At 65.0% G+C, this 18,105-nt stretch carries 12 protein-coding genes; 8 read left to right on the forward strand and 4 right to left on the reverse strand.

What is annotated here, in order from left to right:
- Positions 1-27: 27 nt before the first annotated feature.
- Positions 28-1,506 (reverse strand): UxaA family hydrolase, encoded by a 1,479-nt coding sequence (locus tag AC1MH0_RS12610; RefSeq protein ID WP_480963067.1) that lies wholly within the window; start codon positions 1,504-1,506, stop codon positions 28-30.
- Positions 1,507-1,600: 94 nt separating this feature from the next.
- On the opposite strand from AC1MH0_RS12610, the gene AC1MH0_RS12615 reads away from it, so the two are divergent.
- The 6 genes from AC1MH0_RS12615 (at position 1,601) to AC1MH0_RS12640 (ending at position 8,606) form a co-directional block, all read left to right on the forward strand.
- Complete coding sequence (locus AC1MH0_RS12615) at positions 1,601-2,638, forward strand: LacI family DNA-binding transcriptional regulator (RefSeq protein WP_480965738.1); 1,038 nt, start codon at positions 1,601-1,603, stop codon at positions 2,636-2,638.
- Positions 2,639-2,728: 90 nt separating this feature from the next.
- The gene (uxaC, locus tag AC1MH0_RS12620; RefSeq protein ID WP_480963068.1) at positions 2,729-4,171 is read left to right on the forward strand and encodes a glucuronate isomerase; all 1,443 of its coding nucleotides are present in this window, start codon (positions 2,729-2,731) and stop codon (positions 4,169-4,171) included.
- A gap of 12 nt (positions 4,172-4,183) precedes the next feature.
- On the forward strand, positions 4,184-5,026 hold the full coding sequence (gene kduI, locus AC1MH0_RS12625; RefSeq protein ID WP_480963069.1) for a 5-dehydro-4-deoxy-D-glucuronate isomerase: 843 nt from the start codon (positions 4,184-4,186) through the stop codon (positions 5,024-5,026).
- Between the two features lie 115 nt (positions 5,027-5,141).
- On the forward strand, positions 5,142-5,897 hold the full coding sequence (kduD, locus tag AC1MH0_RS12630) for a 2-dehydro-3-deoxy-D-gluconate 5-dehydrogenase KduD (protein WP_480963070.1): 756 nt from the start codon (positions 5,142-5,144) through the stop codon (positions 5,895-5,897).
- Positions 5,898-6,052: 155 nt separating this feature from the next.
- A complete protein-coding gene (locus AC1MH0_RS12635) occupies positions 6,053-7,060 on the forward strand; it encodes a sugar kinase (protein WP_480963071.1) in 1,008 nt (335 codons plus the stop codon).
- Entirely contained in the window at positions 7,047-8,606 is a 1,560-nt protein-coding gene (locus AC1MH0_RS12640; protein ID WP_480963072.1) for a carboxylesterase/lipase family protein, read from the forward strand. Before AC1MH0_RS12635 ends, AC1MH0_RS12640 begins: the two co-directional genes overlap by 14 nt.
- On the opposite strand, the gene AC1MH0_RS12645 is transcribed toward AC1MH0_RS12640, so the two are convergent.
- A complete protein-coding gene (locus AC1MH0_RS12645) occupies positions 8,603-8,989 on the reverse strand; it encodes a cupin domain-containing protein (RefSeq protein WP_480965739.1) in 387 nt (128 codons plus the stop codon). The two genes, AC1MH0_RS12640 and AC1MH0_RS12645, sit on opposite strands and share 4 nt — an antisense overlap.
- 303 nt (positions 8,990-9,292) lie before the next feature.
- Here AC1MH0_RS12645 and AC1MH0_RS12650 point away from each other — a divergent pair, with 303 nt between their 5' ends.
- Both AC1MH0_RS12650 and AC1MH0_RS12655 read left to right on the forward strand, forming a co-directional pair.
- A complete protein-coding gene (locus tag AC1MH0_RS12650) occupies positions 9,293-12,295 on the forward strand; it encodes a TonB-dependent receptor (RefSeq protein ID WP_480963073.1) in 3,003 nt (1,000 codons plus the stop codon).
- Between the two features lie 78 nt (positions 12,296-12,373).
- Positions 12,374-13,366 (forward strand): alpha/beta hydrolase, encoded by a 993-nt coding sequence (locus tag AC1MH0_RS12655; RefSeq protein ID WP_480963074.1) that lies wholly within the window; start codon positions 12,374-12,376, stop codon positions 13,364-13,366.
- Positions 13,367-13,382: 16 nt separating this feature from the next.
- Here the strand turns inward: AC1MH0_RS12655 and AC1MH0_RS12660 are convergent, their stop codons facing one another.
- Both AC1MH0_RS12660 and AC1MH0_RS12665 read right to left on the reverse strand, forming a co-directional pair.
- A complete protein-coding gene (locus AC1MH0_RS12660) occupies positions 13,383-14,996 on the reverse strand; it encodes a family 43 glycosylhydrolase (protein WP_480963075.1) in 1,614 nt (537 codons plus the stop codon).
- A 113-nt stretch (positions 14,997-15,109) separates the two neighbouring features.
- Positions 15,110-17,989, reverse strand: coding sequence for a TonB-dependent receptor (locus AC1MH0_RS12665; RefSeq protein ID WP_480963076.1), 2,880 nt, complete (start codon positions 17,987-17,989; stop codon positions 15,110-15,112).
- Between the last annotated feature and the right edge of the window lie 116 nt (positions 17,990-18,105).

Here is an 18,105-nt window from a genome sequence, read left to right on the forward strand (position 1 = left end):
TGGACAGGCTTGCGAAAGACAGTCGGTTCAAAGCGTTACGCCTCGTTTCCAGATCGCGATCTCGCGTTCGCCGTTGCGCTCGGCGGCGGTCTCGGCACCCGACGCGACCTGCATGATGCGCGCAAGTAGCGCCTCTTCGGTTGCCAGGAAACCGTCGTCCAGCACGGCGCCTGCATCGAAATCGATCCAGCCGGGCTTGCGCGTGGCGAGATCGGTGTTGGACGCGATCTTGATCGTCGGCACGGGGAAGCCAAGTGGCGTGCCGCGGCCGGTCGTGAACAGGATCGCGGTCGCGCCCGCCGCCGCCAGCGCGGTCGAGGAGACCGCGTCGTTGCCCGGCGCCTCCAACAGCGTCAGCCCGTCGATCCGGACCCGCGCGCCATAGTCGATCACGTCGGCGACCGCGGCACGGCCCGCCTTCTGGACTGCGCCGAGCGACTTTTCCTCGAGCGTGGTGATGCCACCGACGACGTTGCCGGGCGAGGGGTTCTCCGACACCGTCTCGCCGTGATCCAGGAAATAGCGTTTGAAATCGTTCACGACTGCGACGATGCGGTCGAACACGGGCTCGCTCGCCGCACGGTTCATCAGCATCTGTTCGGCGCCGAAAATCTCGGGGATTTCGGTGACCAGCACACGCCCGCCCGCCGACGTGACGCGGTCGCTCATCCGGCCGACCAATGGGTTGGCGGTGAGGCCCGACAGGCCATCCGACCCCCCGCATTTGACGCCGAGGACGAGCTTGTCGAGACCGACCGTCTCGCGCGACGCCTTCGCCAGCGCGGCGAGTTCAGCGACCAGCGCGCAGCCTTCCGCGATCTCGTCGCCGCTGACCTGCGTCGTCAAGGTGCGGATTAATGCGTGGCGTGCCTCCGGAATCGTGGCGAGCAACGCCCTGATCTGGTTCTCCTCGCAGCCAAGCCCGACGATCAGAACGCCGCCGGCATTGGGATGGCAGGCGAGGCTCGCCATGATCGTGCGCGTCCCCTCCAGATCCTGGCCAAGCTGCGAACAGCCATGCGGATGGGTGAAGGCGTGGACGCCGTCGACGCTATCGCCGACCAGCGCCGCGGCCGTGGCGGCGATTCGTTCGGCGGTGCGCGCGACGCAGCCCACGGTCGACAGGATCCAGATCTCGTTGCGCGTGCCGACGCTGCCATCCGCACGGACATAGCCTTCGAACATCGCGGACGATGCGCTGGTGGCAGACACGATATCGGCGGGATTGAATCGATAGGCGAGCGTACCTTCGAGGCCAGTCTTGAGATTGTGCGAATGGACGTGGCCACCGGGGGCGATCGGCTGCGTCGCGGTGCCGATCGGGAAGCCGTATTTCAGCACTGGCTCGCCCGCGGAGATCGATGCTAGCGCAACCTTGTGACCGCGCCCGATATCAGCGCTCAGGACCAACGCGTCTTCGCCTACCGTCACGACTTCGCCCGCCAGCGCATCGTGCAGCAGCGTCGCCACGCCGTCGCGCGGATCGACCCTCAGAGCCTTGACCATCGCATCCTCTTATATCGGTAACCGGTGTCAGCATTATGCGGCGGCGATGGCTTTTCCGCAAGACGGCTTGGTCTGGTCGGGCTATGTCCTTGCGATGCAGAAGACCGGTCAGCCGACGATCAACGATGTTGCCCGGATCGCCGGGGTCTCCAAGAAGACGGTGAGCCGGGTGATCAACCGATCGCCGTTGCTCAACGACGATACACGCAAGCGCGTCGAGGACGTGATCGGCGAGCTCGGCTATATTCCCAACCCACAGGCGCGGGCGCTGGCGCTGCGCCGCAATTTCCTGATCGGGCTGGTCCACGACAACCCCAATGCGCAGACCGTGCTGAACGTGCAGCAGGGCATGTTAGAGGCGTTGCAGGGGACGGAGTTCGAGATGGTGGTGCGTCCGCTCGATCGCGGCTCCGCGACGATGCTCGACGACCTCCGGCATTTTCTCGAGCGGCAGCGATTGTTCGGCGTGCTGTTGATGCCGCCGGTCAGCGAGAATGATTCGGTCGCCAAATTGTGCGATTCGATCGGCTGTCGCTATGTGCGGATGGGCTCGGCGGTGATCGACGATACCGACCATATGGTCGCGTCGAACGACCGCGAGGCGGTGCGGACCGCGACCGAGTACCTGATCGAGCAAGGGCATCGTCGGATCGGACTGGTCGCGGGGCCGCACGGGTTCCGATCGGCGCGCGAGCGGCGTCTAGGGTTCGAGGATGCTTTGGCCGCAGCGGGGATCGCGTTGCCCCGCAGCATGATCGCGGACGGCAATTACACGTTCGAGTCGGGGCTGGTCGCGGCGGAACGACTGCTGGACGTCATGCCGCGACCGACCGCGATCTTTTCGTCCAATGACGAGATGGCGGCGGGGATCATTCATGCCGCGCGGCAACGCGGGCTCGATATTCCACGCGACCTGTCGATCATCGGGTTCGATGATACGCCGATCGCCGCGCATGTCTGGCCACCACTGACCACGGTGCGCTGGCCGATCGCGTCGATGGCGCGCTCGGCCACGTTGAAGTTGATCGCGGGTGTCGATGATGGCAGCGATCTGGTCGAGGAGCCGTCACTGTTCCTCTCGACGCTGATCCGGCGTGCATCGGTTTCGCCACCGGCGGACGGCGAGTCGTAGGCTGATCGGCGGAAATCGCAGTTGCACGATCTGCTGACACCGGTTACCAGATCCGCCGAGGATCGCGCGAAGCGGCAAGGAGGATGGACGATGGCAAGGGCTCTGGAACTGCATCCGGACCGCCTTTTCCCGGCGGAACCGGCGACGCGTTCGATTGCGCGGGCGCTGTACGCCGAGGTGGCGGCGTTGCCGATCGTCAGCCCGCATGGGCATACCGATCCGACCTGGTTCGCGGACAACGCCAACTGGACCGACGCGACTTCGCTGCTGCTCGCACCCGATCACTATCTCTACCGGATGCTCTACAGCCAGGGCGTCGACCTCGATGCGCTGGCGATCCCGCGGTTGAGCGGCGTGCCGGCGACTGATCCGCGTGCGGCGTGGAAGCTGTTCGCCGATCATTATACGCTGTTCCGGGGAACGCCGTCGCGGCTGTGGCTCGATCATGTGTTCGCCGACGTGTTCGGGATCGACGTCGCGCTCGAAGCGTCGACTGCGGACCGGTATTTCGACCTCATCGGCGAGAAGCTGGCTTCCGACGCGTTCCGTCCTCGTGCACTGTTCGACCGGTTCGGGATCGAGTTTCTCGCGACCACGGAAGGCGCGCACGACGATCTCGCCGCGCATCGCCGGATCCGCCAATCGGGCTGGAACGGGCGCGTCGTGACGACCTATCGCCCGGACGGCGTGATCGACGTCGAGCACGAGGCGTTCAAGCCAGCGATGGCGCGCTTCGCCGAACTGACCGGCGAGGACGTGTACGACTGGAAGGGGTATCTCGCCGCACACCGCAAGCGCCGCGCCGACTTCCGTGCGGCAGGGGCCACGGCGACCGACCACGGTCATCCGACCGCCGCGACCGCGAACCTGTCGAGCGTCGAGGCGGAGGCGCTGTTCGCCAAGGTGACGCGCGGCGACTGGACGCCGGCGGACGCCGAACTGTTCCGCGCGCAGATGCTGACCGAGATGGCGGCGATGTCGGTCGAGGACGGCATGGTGATGCAGATCCATCCGGGATCGTCGCGCAATCACAACGCCGGCCTGTTCGCGAGCCATGGCCGTGACAAGGGCGCCGACATCCCGACGCGGACCGATTACGTGCATGCGCTGAAGCCGTTGCTCGATCGGTTCGGAATCAGCACGGAGCTGTCGATCATTCTCTTCACGCTCGACGAAAGTTCGTATGCGCGCGAACTGGCGCCGCTTGCCGGGCATTATCCGTGCCTGAAGCTCGGGCCGTCCTGGTGGTTCCACGACAGTCCCGAGGGGATGCGCCGGTTCCGCGAGATGACGACCGAGACCGCGGGCTTCTACAACACCGTCGGCTTCAACGACGACACACGGGCGTTCCTCTCGATCCCGGCACGGCACGATGTCGCGCGGCGGATCGATTGCGGGTTCCTGGCGCGACTGGTGGCGGAACACCGGCTTGCCGACTGGGAAGCGGCCGATCTTGCCCACGAACTTACCAGCGGCCTCGTCCGCCGCGCCTACCGTATCGACGAACCATCTTTCGCTGCGCAAGCGGCCTGACCGGAGCTAATTATGTACGACCGCACGTATTACGCCACGCATCCCGACATGATGGAGTGCGTCTCCAACGACGAACTGCGCGACCGCTATCTGATCCAGGACCTGTTTCGCGACGGTGAGTGCGTTCTCAACTATACGCACGCCGAGCGCTTCGTGATCGGCGGCGTCGCCGTTGCTAGCGGAGCGGTGAAGCTGCCCGATCAGGCCGAGCCAGCGTCGGCGGCAGGGCATCCTTTCCTCGAACGCCGCGAGCTTGCAGTCGTCAATGTCGGCAAGGTCAGTGGCACCGTTACGGTCGACGGCGAGACGTTCACGCTGGGCAACAAGGATTGCCTGTACGTGACGATGGGCGCGAAGGACGTGCAGTTCTCCGGCGACGGCGCGCGCTTCTATCTCGCGTCGTGCCCCGCACACAAGGCGTTCACGACGCGGGTGATCTCGGTCGGCGACGCGACGACGCTAGAGCGTGGCTCGCTGGAGGACTCGAACGAGCGGACGATCTACCAGATGGTCATTCCCGGCATCTGTGACAGCGCGCAGCTGGTGATGGGCCTGACGGTCCTGAAGCCCGGCTCGGTGTGGAACACGATGCCGCCGCACATCCACGAGCGGCGCAGCGAGATCTATTTCTACTTCGAGCTCGACGATCTCGAGAAGGATCGCGTGTTCCACTATATGGGCGAGGGCGAGGCGACCCGGCATATCGTGATGGGCAACGAGGAAGCGGTGATCAGCCCGCCCTGGTCGATCCACATGGGTTCGGGCACGAAGGCCTATGCGTTCATTTGGGCGATGGCCGGCGAGAACCAGGATTATACCGACATGAACGTCCTGGATATCTGCCAGCTGGCGTAAATCTTCTCCCCTCCCGCATGCGGGAGGGGTCGGGGGAGGGGCGCGCCGCAAGGTTGGTCCGCGTTTCCCCTCCCCTAACCCCTCCCGCAAGCGGGAGGGGAATGAGAGAGAAAGCATGACAAATCCCTTCGACCTAACCGGCAAGGTCGCCATCGTCACCGGCGCGAACACGGGCATCGGCCAGGCGATCGCCGTCGCGCTTGCGACCGCCGGCGCGGACGTCGCTTGCGTGGGCCGTACGCCTGCCGAAGACACCGTCGCGCAGATTCGTGCGCTTGGCCGCAAGGCCGAGATCGTGTCCGCGGATCTGTCGACGATCGAGCCGGTTCAGCGCGTCGTCGATAAAACCGTCGCCAAGCTCGGCGGGCTCGACATCCTGATCAACAATGCCGGCATCATCCGCCGCGCCGACGCGGTCGACTTCACCGAAGCGGACTGGGACGCGGTGATCGACACGAACCTGAAGTCAGTGTTTTTCCTGTGCCAGGCGGCAGGGCGGCACATGATCGCGCAAGGTTCCGGCAAGATCGTCAACATCGCGTCGATGCTGACATTCCAAGGCGGCATTCGTGTGCCGAGCTATACCGCGTCCAAGTCGGGTATCGGCGGCCTGACCAAGCTGCTCGCCAACGAATGGGCGAGCAAGGGCATCAACGTCAACGCGATAGCACCGGGCTATATCGCGACCAACAATACCGCGGCGTTGCAGGCGGACGAAGTACGCAACAAATCGATCATGGACCGTATTCCGGCGGGCAAATGGGGCGATGCGAGCGATCTCGGCGGCGCGGCGGTGTTCCTGTCGTCGGCGGCGGCGAAGTATGTCCAGGGGCACATTCTCGCAGTCGATGGCGGCTGGCTGGCGCGATAATCTCGCCTGCTTGTTCGTCATCGCCGCGCAGGCGGGGATCCATATTGGCGAAGGCTAGTGATCGTATCGCTAAGCTTGCCACGATGGGTTCCCGCCTTCGCGGGAATGACGATACGGATGTCAGCGGTAGCGTACGGATTTGAACAAGGGGCGATATGAGCAAATTTCTGGCGTTCGGTGAGATCATGTTGCGGCTTTCGCCACCGGGGCGCGAGTTGCTGTTGCAGACGCCAAAGCTCAATGTGTGGGTCGCCGGCGCGGAGGCGAACGTCGTCACGCAACTGGCACGGCTTGGCCACGACGTCGGCATGGCGACGATGGTGCCCGATAATGACCTCGGCCGCGCGGCGATCACGACGCTGCGCGGTCACGGTGTCGACGCGTCGACGATTGCGGTCGGCGGCGAACGGATGGGGTTGTATTTCGTCACTTCGGGTGCGGGCCTGCGCGCGACCGAAGTGATCTATGATCGCGCCTGGTCTTCGTTTGCCGAGGCGCAGGTGAGCGCGTGGGACTGGGATACGCTGCTCGGCGGTGTCGATCGCTTCCACCTCTCGGGCATCACGCCGGCGCTCGGCCCGGTTCCGGCGGCCAGTGCGCTCGCTGCCGTCGAAGCAGCGACGGAGCGCGGCATTCCCGTCTCGTTCGACGGCAATTGGCGTGGCAAACTGTGGGAACGCTGGGACTCGAACCCGCGTACGATCCTGACCGACCTCGTCGCGCATGCCGATCTGATGTTCGGCAACCACCGCGATATCGCGCTGCTGCTGGACCGCGATTTTGCAGGCGGTGCGGAGGACCGGCGGCGCGAGGCGGCGGAAGCGGCGTTCGAAGCGTTCCCGCGGCTGCAGACGATTGCGTCGACCGCGCGGCACGTCGAGCATGTCGATCTTCACCGGCTGTCGGCACGGATCGACACGCGGTCGGCGCATGTCCAGACGGACGAAGTGGTGCTGGCCGGGATCGTCGACCGGATCGGCGGCGGCGACGCCTTTGCGGCAGGCGTGCTGCACGGACTTCGCTCCGGTGAGGACATTGGCGACATCGCGCGGATTGGCCTCGCGCTTGCTGCTCTGAAGCATTCGTTGCCGGGCGATGCGAGCCTGTTCCGACAGGCCGATATCGATGCGTATCTGGCGGGTGGACTCGATGTCCGTCGCTGACGGCTGGACGCGACGTGGGGCGCTGGGTGGAGGCGCTGCGCTGATCCTGGCGTCCGGCGCCCGCGCGGCGACGTCGCTCACGGTCCGCGCGCCGGCTGGTAACTTCGTCGGAACGGTCGATCAAAGCGTCCATATCTTCAAAGGTATACGCTATGGTCGCGCCGAACGGTTTCGTGCGCCGACCGCCGTGGCGATGCCGGGCCAGACGCGCCCGGCACGCGATTTCGGACCGGTCTGTCCGCAGTCCGGCGCTTACGGTCCGCAGTCCGAAGACTGCCTGTTCCTGAACGTCTGGACCGCAGACGCCGACCGCCGCGCGAAGAAACCGGTGATGGTCTACATCCACGGTGGCGCGTATTCGAACGGCAGCGTCACCGATCCCCAGAATGACGGGCAGGCGCTGGCGGCGCGCGGCGATGTCGTGGTCGTGACGGTCAACCACCGGCTCAATGCACTGGGCTATCTGTATCTCGCGCGGCTCGATTCCCGGTTTCCCGACAGTGGCAATGCAGGGCAGCTCGACCTGATCCTCGCGCTGAAATGGGTGCGCGACAACATCGCGGCGTTTGGCGGTGATCCCTCCCGCGTCATGGTGTTCGGCCAGTCTGGCGGCGGCGCGAAGATCGCGACGATGATGGGGATGCCCGTCGCCGCCGGCCTGTTCCACCGGGCGGCGACGATGAGCGGGCAGCAGGTGACCGCATCCGGTCCACTCAACGCAACGACGCGGGCGCGCGCTTATCTGGCGAAGCTGGGGGCGGCCGAGGCCGACCTATCGCCTTTGCTGACGATGCCGGTCGAAAAGCTGGTCGCGGCGCTGTCGGCGAGCGATCCGATCATGGGTGGCGGGGTTTATTTCGGGCCGGTGCTCGACATGACGTGGCTGACGCGACACCCGTTCTGGCCGGATGCGAACCCGCTCGGCAACCGCATTCCGATGATGCTCGGCAACACGCATGACGAAACGCGGGCGTTCATTGGGCTGGACTCCCCAAAGGTGAGGGGGCTCGATTGGAGCAACGTCGCGGCGCGGATGGCGCCAGAGCTTAAGATCGACATCCTGCCCGAATGGGTCGTGGCGCAGTACCGCGCGCGCTATCCGGACTGGTCGCCGACCGACGTCTTCTACGGCGCGACGACGGCGGGGCGGAGCTGGCGCGGGCAGGTGATCGAGGCGGAGGCGCGCGCCGATGCGCGAACGCCGACCTGGGTTTATCAGATCGATTTCGCGTCGCGGACGGACCCACGGCGCGGCGCGTTCCATACGATGGATATCCCGCTGGTGTTCGGCACGCTGGGCGCGACCGGATCTCAGACCGGCACCGCGGCGGATGCGCAGGCGGCGTCGAAGGCGATGCAGGACAGTTTCGTCGCGTTCGCGATCACGGGCGATCCCGATCATGCGGGCATGGCCCATTGGCCGCGGTACGACCGCGCTCGTCGAGCGACGATGATCTTCGACGCGCGATCCAGGGTCGAGGACGATCCGCGCAGGTGGGAGCGCGAATTGTTCGCGCGCGTCCCGTATATCCAGCCCGGAACCTAGCGCGGGATCGGATAGGCAATGATCAGCACGAGCGGGTCACGACCCGTCTGGCGGATGCCGACCGTTTCGCCGTCGAATAGATAGGCCGCGATCCCCGTCCGCACCGGTCGTGTCGCGCCGCCGGACGAGACCGCGCCCGTACCCGAAATCACGTAATAGACCTCGTCATGCGCGATGCGGTGGAGGCCGATCGCGTTGCCCGGATGGAGGATGCGCTTGCGGAACTCCATCGTACGGCCGGGGACGCCGTCACTGATCCGATATGCGGTACTCAAGCCGATCGCGCCGTGGGGAGGGGGCTCCTGGCGCATCGTATCGGCCTCGTCGACTATGACCATCGGGCGCGAGGCGGGCTGTTGTGCCGGTGCCGTCGTGGATAGCATGATGGCGAGCGCGGGGGCGATAATTCCCAACAATTTCATCAATGCATCTCCTGCTTGATATGATGTGTGACGCGGCATGTTGACACGCCAAAGATCCTGCGACATTGTTGTGACACCGGTTACCTAGGCAGGCAAGGGACGGGTGGGGAGACCAGCAAGAGCTGGCTTTTCGGCAGAGGATCGGGCGCCACCGTGGTCAGTAACGGGTCGAACTCTCCAAGATAGTCAGGTCGGAAGCGCAACGGCGGGCCGTCGATAGCGCAACCGGTGTCATCGGCGATTGCCGAACGGGGAGTGGATGCAATGGAAGTTCAAGCAACGGTTGCGGTTCGACGGATGGGCTGGCTGGGCGGCGTGTCCGCAGGCAGTCTGGTTCTCGCGCTCGCGATGCCTTCGATCGCAGCGGCGCAGGCGGCACAGATCCCCAACAGCGCGTCGCCGGGAACGCCGGCCCAGGTCGATCCGTCGCCTGCACAGACCGCCGTCGTGCCGCAGGGGCAGACTGTAGATCAGGCCGCGACCACCGCACCGCAGACCGCACCCGGGACGGTGCAACCGGAAGGCGAGACCGCCGAGATCATCGTCACCGGCTTTCGCAAGTCGCTCGACGCCGCGCTCAACGTTAAGCGGCAGTCCGTTGCCGCGGTCGACGCAATCGTCGCGGAAGATATCGCCAAGTTTCCCGATCAGAACCTAGCCGAGTCGCTGCAGCGTATCCCCGGCATCTCGATCCAGCGCGACGCCGGTGAAGGCCGTGCGATCACGGTGCGTGGCCTCGGTGCGCAGTTTACGCGCGTCCGCGTCAATGGCATGGAGACGGTCGCCACCTCGACCGACGGCGCCAGTTCGAACCGCGATCGAGCGTTCGACTTCAACGTCTTCGCCTCCGAACTGTTCAACTCGATTGTCGTCCACAAGACCGCGGAGGCCTCGCTCGACGAAGGCTCGCTCGGCGCGGTCGTCGATCTCAACACGGGCAACCCGCTCGGTGGCAAGATCGGCTTTACCGCGGTCGGTTCGGCACAGGCGAGCTATAACGACCTGAGCAAGAATACCGGGCCACGCCTCGCCGGGTTGCTGTCGTGGAAATCGGCGGACGGCAGCTTCGGCGTCGCGGCGTCGGCAGCCTATTCGAAGACGAACAACTTCGAGCTCGGCAACAACACCGTGCGCTGGGCACAGGGGCCGTTCGATTCGGTGGACGGCACGCGCTGCTACACCACGCAGAACCGTGGCGGGGTGTATGTGCCAAGCACGGCCTGCACCGCGGCTGCGCTCGCCTTTCACCCGCGCATCCCGCGCTACGGCTCGGTCCGGCACGAGCGCGAGCGGTTGGGTATCACGGGCAGCGTCCAGTGGTCGCCGAGCGAGGCGACCAAGGTCTCGATCGACGGGCTGTATTCGCGGTTCAAGGAAACCCGCGAGGAGAAATGGGGCGAGGTCCTGCTGCGGTCGAACGAGCGGTCGATCGATATCAGCAACTACACGATCGATTTGAACAACAACTTGATCAAGGCGACGCTCAACGACGCCTGGGTGCGCACCGAGCATTATCTGCGCAAGTCGCAGACCGAATTCTACCAGCTTGGCGGCAGCTGGGATCAGGACGTCACCGACAAGCTGCGCTTCACTCTGATGGGCGGCATTTCGAAATCGGATGCGACGATCCCGGTCGAGACGACCTTCGTGTTCGATGACCGCGACGCGCAGGGGTATAGCTACGACTATACCGACATGAAGAGCCCGAAGCTGACCTTCGGGACGAGCGTCACCGATCCGGCGAACTTCCAGCTCGCGGAAATCCGCGATCGGCCGTCCGAGACGGTCAACAAGTTCCGCACCGCGCAGTTGCGGACCGAATGGGACGTCGCGGAAGGGTTCCAGATCAAGGCGGGCGGGCTGTACCGCAAGTTCACCTTCGACACGCAGGGCTTCTCGCGCGACGCGGTCGTCTGCCCCAATGCCGGCGGTCGCGACGTCGTGCTGGGGACGCTGACCTGTTCGCCGAACACGCTGTTCGGGCCGACCGCGGTATACGGCTTCCCCGCCGGCAACCTCGGCGAAATCTTCAATCTCGGCAAGGCCGGCCAGCCTGCCGGGACGACGACCAGCTTCCTGATCCCGAACATCGATGCGTCGGCGGCCTATACGGGACTCTACAACCGTCCGGCGACCGTGCTGGTCGGCGACACCCGCAGCGTGTCCGAGCAGGTCACCGGCGGCTACACCGAGTTCGACGTCAAGGGCGACATCCTCGGCCTGCGCTACGCCGCGAATGCCGGCATTCGGTACGTCCACACCAAGCAGCGCTCGACTGGGCTGTCGTCCGCGGTCGTCGGCGGCGTGACCGTCAATACCCCTGCGACCGTGGAGCGGACCTATGACGATTGGTTGCCCGCGATCAACGTCGCGCTGTTCCCGGCGGAAGACGTCATCATTCGCGGCGCGATCGCCAAGGTGCTGACCCGGCCGAGCCTCGGCAGCCTGACGCCGGGCGGCTCGGTCGACGGCTTCAACTACCGCGTGAACTTCGGCAACCCGCAGCTCAACCCGTTCCGCGCGACGGCGTTCGACATCTCGGCGGAATGGTATTTCGCACCGCAGTCGATCTTCTCCGTCGCGCTGTTCAAGAAGAACGTCGAGAGCTTCCCCGTCTCGGCGACGCGCAGCGGGACGTTCGCGTCGACCGGCCTGCCGCTGTCCGTTATCCCGGCAAGCTCGCCAGCCGCCGGTAACCCGGAAGGGCAGTTGTGGCAGATCACCTCGCCGATCAACGGCACCGGTGCGTCGTTGAAGGGGGCGGAAATCTCGCTCCAGACGACGTTCCGCTTCCTGCCTGGTTTCCTGCGCAACTTCGGCGCGCTCGCCAACGCGACGTTCGTCGATTCGAGTGCAGGCTATTCGCAGGGCGGTCCGGCCACGACGATCGTTACCCCCGCAGGCACGCTCGGCGCGCTGCCGAACACGACCCGCTCGGCGACGCTCTACGGCCTGTCGAAGCGCGCGTATAACGGCACGCTGTATTACGAGGACACGAAGTTCAGCGCGCGCGGATCAATTAGCTATCGCAGCCCGTATATCGACGGCGCATCGGCGACGGGCAATCTGTTCGAGGGTTATGGCGCGACGACCAACGTCGATGCATCGATGCGCTACAAGCTGACTCCCGCGATCGAGGTGTCGCTTGAGGGGACCAACCTCACCGATAATTATCGCACCCGCTACACCGATCTCGATGCGAACCGGAACTACGAGAACAATCACTTCGGCCGCACCTTCCTCGTTGGTGCGCGCTTCAAGATGTAGGCGCGCCGGGCATAATCTCTCCTCTCCTCGGGCGCATTCCTCACGGAGTGCGCCTATTTCTTTGATGGGCCTAAGCGGATGATCGATCGTCGGAGTGCAATCCTGGGGACGCTGGCCGTCGGTCTGTCGGCGGGCGTCGATGCACAGACGCCGCCACCCGCGCAGGTCGGTGGCCGTGGGCCGAAGCAGCCGGACCCGACCGAAACGATCGATCTCTGGCCGGCTGGAGCACCCGGCGCACCACGGACCTTGCCGGTAGAAATCGTCGAGGATCGGGCGACGGATGCCGGCATGACCGATCGCGCCGTCCACGGCATCGCCCGTCCGCGCATGGTCGTGTTCCGCCCAGCAAAGCCCAACGGGTCGGCGATACTGGTGATGCCGGGCGGGGGCTATGTCCGGATCGTCGTCGATCGCGAAGGGTATGAGATCGCACGCCGGCTGGCGGATCGCGGCTGGACGGTGTTCGTGCTGTTCTACCGGTTGCCCGGCGATGGCTGGGCGGCCGGGCCCGACGTTGCCTTGTCCGATGCGCAACGCGCGATGCGACTGATCCGTGCACGCGCTGGCACATACGGAATCAAGCCCGACCGCGTTGCTGCGATGGGGTTCTCAGCCGGCGGTCATGTCTGTGGCGACTTGGCGACGAGGTTCGCGCAGCCAACCTACACGCCGGTCGATAGCGCAGATCGAGCCAGCGCACGGCCCGACATCGCTGCGCTGATGTACGCCGTGCAATCGATGGCGTTGCCGCTCGCACATTGCGGGTCACGTACGCTGCTGCTCGGACCGTCGCCGACGCCCGCCCTAGAGCACGCGCATTCGACCGCCTCGAACGTCACGTCGGCGACGCCGCCCTGCTTCCTCGTCCACGCCGAAGACGATCGGAGCGTCGTCGTCGACAATACCCTGGCGTTTCGGGCGGCGGCGATCAAGGCCGGCGTGGCGGTGGAAACGCATCTGTTCGCGACCGGGGGACATGGTTTCGGCCTGAGCAGGGCAGTCGGCAAGCCGGCAGCTTCATGGCCGACGCTGTTCGAGGAATGGGCGCGCGCGCAAGGCCTTGGGTGAGGGACGCGCGCCGGGATCAGAGTGCCTCGTATCGGAAATCGCGAAACCGTGCCTCGCCGCTACCGGCCGAATACAGGCCGGGGCGCAGCATCAGGAACCCGCCGCGGACATTGTGATGATAGCCCGACACCTCCATGCCCCGATCGAAGCGCTGCCAGCTCCTGCCCGCATCGCTGCTGGTATGGATCGCGACGATGTGGCGCGTGTTCGTGATGCGGATCCGCATGCGGCGTCCGTGCGGATTGGCGGGACGCCCGCGCTCATTTCCATATTGATGCGTGACGAATCGCTGTTCGTCGAAGCCCAGCCCGCAATACAGCTTGTCGTCGTAAAACAGCACGAGGCCAGCGGTGCCACCGGGTGCGATTTCGATATCACATTCGAACCGATAGGCCTGGTCGCCGGCGATCAGCATCAAGGGGGACGAGTCCACTGGCGCGGTGCCGGTGGCCTTGAGTATCAATGCACCGTCTCTGACATGTAACCGGTCGCGTTCGGTGCGGCTCGGCCGAAAGAAATTCCATTTGCTGCCGATTTGCAGCGTGCGGAAATCGTCGGAGAGCGGTTGGCCATGAGGTAGCGCGGCGCCGCCTTTCGGCTTTGCCAACGGCTTCGACAGATCCCCGCCGGTCATCGCGAACCAGCCGTCGGCGGTCCAGCGGATCGGATCGAGCAGCGCCTGCCGGCCGAGCGTCCAATAGCCGTTTTCGAAACCATGATAGATCGACCACCAGCTGCCGTCGGGGGCCTCGACGAGGCTGGCATGACCGCGCGACCACCATTTCTCGTCGGTGCTGACGGTTCGCACGACCGGGTTGGCGGGATCGTTCGCCCAGGGGCCGTGGATCGAGCGCGAACGGGCGACGATCACCATGTGCCCCGTCGGGGGCCCGGCGGTGCCTCCGACTGCGGTGATCATGTAGAACCAGCCGCCGTGGCGGACGATCTTCGGCCCCTCCGGACTGAAGCCTTCGACGTCCCAGGTGTCGGGATAGCGCCACGGATCATAGACATGCTCGACCTTGCCGACCGTCGACAGACCATCGTCGGCAAGCCGAATCCGGTCGCCGCCGGACAGGAACAACCAGCGCGATCCGTCCTCGCCGACCGCGTGACAGGGATCGATATGGTCGGGCAGCCCGAGATCGATAGGTTCGGACCACGGGCCGTCGATATGATCGGCCCAAATGACGTGGATCGCGTTCGGCTTGGCCTTGACGGGAATATACAGGAAGTAGCGGCCGTCGTGCTTCTCGAGGCTTACCGCCCAGACCGAGCCGATGTTCTTCGTCAGCGCGGCCTTGCGCGGTTGCCAGTTCACCAGGTCGCGGCTGTGCCAGATCGTCAGCCCCGGATAGGAATCGAAACTGGAAAACGTCATGTAATAATCCGCGCCATCCTTCAGGATAGCGGGATCGGGATGGTCGCCGGCGATCAACGGATTAAGGAAGCGGCCATCCCCGAGGTCGGCTACGCGCTGCCCTTCGAAGCCGCGCCGCCAACCGTCGTCGAACCACGGCACGCACGCGTCCGGCTTGGGCGGTTCCGCGACGGCGGGCGTAGCCGGAACGAGCGCAGCCGTACCGCCCGCCAATGCCAGTCCAAACGTCTCGCGGCGATTATAAGTCATGCGCTCGTCCTGTTCTGATTTGGCGTCGTGACCTGACTGTCGAGACCCGTCGTCCCAGCATGATGCTGCCCGGATCGATGGTTGTCACCATCCAGCCGGGCGGCACCGAACCATCAGAACGAGAAGCGCATCCCCGCCGTGAACTGACGGCCGCTATGCGTCAGCACATTCAGGCGGTTGGTCTCGTCGACGAACTGGTCGTTGACCTGATCGGTGAGGTTGATCGCCTCGATGCTGAACTTGAGGTTATCCGTCAAATTGTACGACATCTGCGCGTCGACGTTGGTGGTGCCGCTCGTGCCGTTATACGCATTGCCCTCGGTGCCGGGGACGGCCGTCAGATAGCGCGAGCGATAGGCGATCGAGCCGCGGATCTGGAACTTCGCCGTCTCGAAATACAGCGTGCCGTTGGCGGCGTGCTTCGACAGCCCGATCAGCGGCGCCGTCACCGACGTGCCACCGGTGGCAGACGTGAGATACTGGATGTTCGACGTCACGTGCGTGTAGTTGGCCAGCACGCCAAAGTTGGACAGGAAGCCCGGCAGGAAGCTGAAGGGCTGCTGGACGTTGACCTCGAAACCCTTGAGCCGACCGCCGCTCGAATTGACCGGCTGGCTGACGATGAACAGGTCGGTCGGCGATGCGCTCGTGCCAGCCAGGAGCGAGTCCGGCAGGCCCAGGCTGCTGAACGGCACCGTGGTGCTGAGCGACTGGACGAACGTGCCGATGTCCTTCTGGAACGCGGACACGGCATAGATCGCGCCGCGCGTCGGATACCATTCGACCGAAACGTCGAGATTGTCCGATTCTGTCGGCTTCAGATCGGGGTTGCCGCTGCTGAAGGTGCGGTTGCCGCCCGAAACGCTGAGGTTGCCGCCCGGTGCGATCGCCGAGATGCCGGCGCGCGCGAGTGTCTTCGCCGCGGCAAAGCGGACCAGCAGCGTATCGGTGACGTCCATCACCAGGTTCCCCGACGGCAGCCAGCGGTGATAGCTACGGTCCGCGACGACGAGGTTGGTCGCGACGCCTTGTCCCGCATAGCCGGTCGAGCGCTGGTCGGTGTTGGCGTAGCGCACGCCGACATCGCCGCGGATCGGCAGCCCGCGATCGGCGAAGTTGAACTCCGCCATGCCCCAGCCGCCGATATCGTCCTCGCGCACCGTGATGAACGATCCGCGTGCGCTGGCATTGTTCACCCCACCGGTCGCGTAGAGTGGGTTCGAGTAGATCCCGTAGAGCTCGGCGAACTTGGCGAGATCGGGGACGACCCACGCCGTCGGCGTACCGGCTGGCGTGTCGAGGCCCTTGCCGAAGCCGGAGAAGAGCGTCGTCGCCGCGGCGAGCTGCGCGGGCGTCAGCGTCTGCACGACCGACTCGCCGGACAGGCGTCGCTGCTCGGTCGAGCTGTAGTCGAACCGGCGCCAGTCGACGCCGACCTTCAGCTTGAGCAACGGATTGACCGTCCACTCGGCAAACGTCTTGGCGTTGGTGAAGCTGTTGTTGACGGTCTGCGGACGGATGCGAACTTCCGACGTGCCGCTAACGAAGGTGAAGCTGTTCGGGTTGGTCAGGTCCACGCCGGGCTTGATCGTCGGAAACCGCGTGCGGAAATCGTAGAAGAAATTGGGCGTGTTGGCGGCGTCGATCGTGACGGTCGACTGGATCGGGTTGCTGAATGCCGAGTCCGCATAGCCGACGACCGCGCCGACCTTGAAGTTCTCGCCGAACTTCTGGTCGAGCGTACCGGTCACCTGGTAAAAATCGGTGACCAGCTTGTCGTAGCGCGACTGGGTGCGCAGATCGACATTGTCGAACGTGCCGCTGATGATGTTGTTGTCGCCGTCGACCACGCCGTCGCGGATGATCGTCTGCGGCTTGCCGGTGCCCGAACGGCTGAAGCTTATCGCCTGCAGCTGCGATTCCTTACGGGTCCCATCGAGCCGTGAATACAGCGCGTCTAGCGAGATCAGCGTCTTGGACGTAGGCTGGAACTGGACCGATCCTGCCGCACCCAGCCGCTTCTGGAAGATGTCGTAGCTGACGAGGCCGGGAATACGCGGATGGTACAGCCCGGTTACGGGGTTCGGATCGTTGATCTGTGCGAGCGTCTTGCCCGGCAACCGCGACGCGGCGTTGAACCCGGCGTTGAACCCGCCATACGTCCAGCGCGTGATGTTCGCGCCCTCCTCCTTGATCGCGCGCTCTTCGTACGCGACGGACAGCAGCACGCCGAACCGGCCGTCATCCGACGTCTTGGTGATCAGCCCCGAAATCTTCGGCGTCACCTTCTCGCGCAGGTCGTTGTAGCTCGCGCTGGCAGAAATGACCGCGGTGGCCTTCTTGTAGTCGAACGGGCGCGACGACTGCAGGTCGACGGTGCCGCCGAGCGAACCCTCCTCGACGTCGGCGGTGGCGGTCTTGCGAACTGCGATGCTGTTGAACAGGTCGGACGAGAAGATGTTGAAATCGAACCCGCGGCCACGGTTGACGCCGCCCGAGTTGTCGGTGCCGCCGGTGGTGCCGATCGCCTCCATGCCGTTGATCCGAACGCGGGTATAGTCGGGGCCGAGACCGCGTACCGAGATGTTGCGGCCTTCGCCGTTGACGCGGCTGATCGAGACGCCGGGGATGCGCTGCAAAGATTCCGCCAGGTTGAGGTCGGGGAATTCGGCGATGTCTTCCGCCTTGATGACGTCGACGGTCGCGGTCTGCGTGCGCTTGATATTGATCGCGCTGTTGAGGCTCGCGCGGAACCCGGTGACGACGATATCGGGCACATCTGCTGCGAGGGGCGCGTCGGTCACGCTCTGCTCGGGCGGCAGAGCAGGGGAGGCGGGGGGCGTGTCGGTATCGGTGGTGTTGCCAGCGGCGCGCGCTTCCTTCTGCGCGGTCGTTTCCGGCACGCTCTGGGCATGGCCCATCGTCGCCAGAGAGCAGGCGACGATCGCGCTCGACATGGCCAACACGGATTTGAAGCTGCGGATCCCAGTCATACTCACTCCCCTAACTCCGGCACGATGTGCCCGCTGCCGGCTTCGTTAGAGCCGGTCTGTCGCAATCTGTGTTAGGCCGGGTGCGGTCGCCTAAGCCAATCTCATTCCGACATCGA

Source organism: Sphingomonas sp. AP28, from assembly GCF_056680455.1.

What these genes read in the sequence shown, in the direction of transcription:
- AC1MH0_RS12610 (WP_480963067.1), bottom strand. Translation starts at nt 1,506, where the DNA reads ATGGTCAAGGCTCTGAGGGTCGATCCGCGCGACGGCGTGGCGACGCTG.
- AC1MH0_RS12615 (WP_480965738.1), top strand. Translation starts at nt 1,601, where the DNA reads ATGCAGAAGACCGGTCAGCCGACGATCAACGATGTTGCCCGGATCGCC.
- uxaC (WP_480963068.1), top strand. Translation starts at nt 2,729, where the DNA reads ATGGCAAGGGCTCTGGAACTGCATCCGGACCGCCTTTTCCCGGCGGAA.
- kduI (WP_480963069.1), top strand. Translation starts at nt 4,184, where the DNA reads ATGTACGACCGCACGTATTACGCCACGCATCCCGACATGATGGAGTGC.
- kduD (WP_480963070.1), top strand. Translation starts at nt 5,142, where the DNA reads ATGACAAATCCCTTCGACCTAACCGGCAAGGTCGCCATCGTCACCGGC.
- AC1MH0_RS12635 (WP_480963071.1), top strand. Translation starts at nt 6,053, where the DNA reads ATGAGCAAATTTCTGGCGTTCGGTGAGATCATGTTGCGGCTTTCGCCA.
- AC1MH0_RS12640 (WP_480963072.1), top strand. Translation starts at nt 7,047, where the DNA reads ATGTCCGTCGCTGACGGCTGGACGCGACGTGGGGCGCTGGGTGGAGGC.
- AC1MH0_RS12645 (WP_480965739.1), bottom strand. Translation starts at nt 8,989, where the DNA reads ATGCTATCCACGACGGCACCGGCACAACAGCCCGCCTCGCGCCCGATG.
- AC1MH0_RS12650 (WP_480963073.1), top strand. Translation starts at nt 9,293, where the DNA reads ATGGAAGTTCAAGCAACGGTTGCGGTTCGACGGATGGGCTGGCTGGGC.
- AC1MH0_RS12655 (WP_480963074.1), top strand. Translation starts at nt 12,374, where the DNA reads ATGATCGATCGTCGGAGTGCAATCCTGGGGACGCTGGCCGTCGGTCTG.
- AC1MH0_RS12660 (WP_480963075.1), bottom strand. Translation starts at nt 14,996, where the DNA reads ATGACTTATAATCGCCGCGAGACGTTTGGACTGGCATTGGCGGGCGGT.
- AC1MH0_RS12665 (WP_480963076.1), bottom strand. Translation starts at nt 17,989, where the DNA reads ATGACTGGGATCCGCAGCTTCAAATCCGTGTTGGCCATGTCGAGCGCG.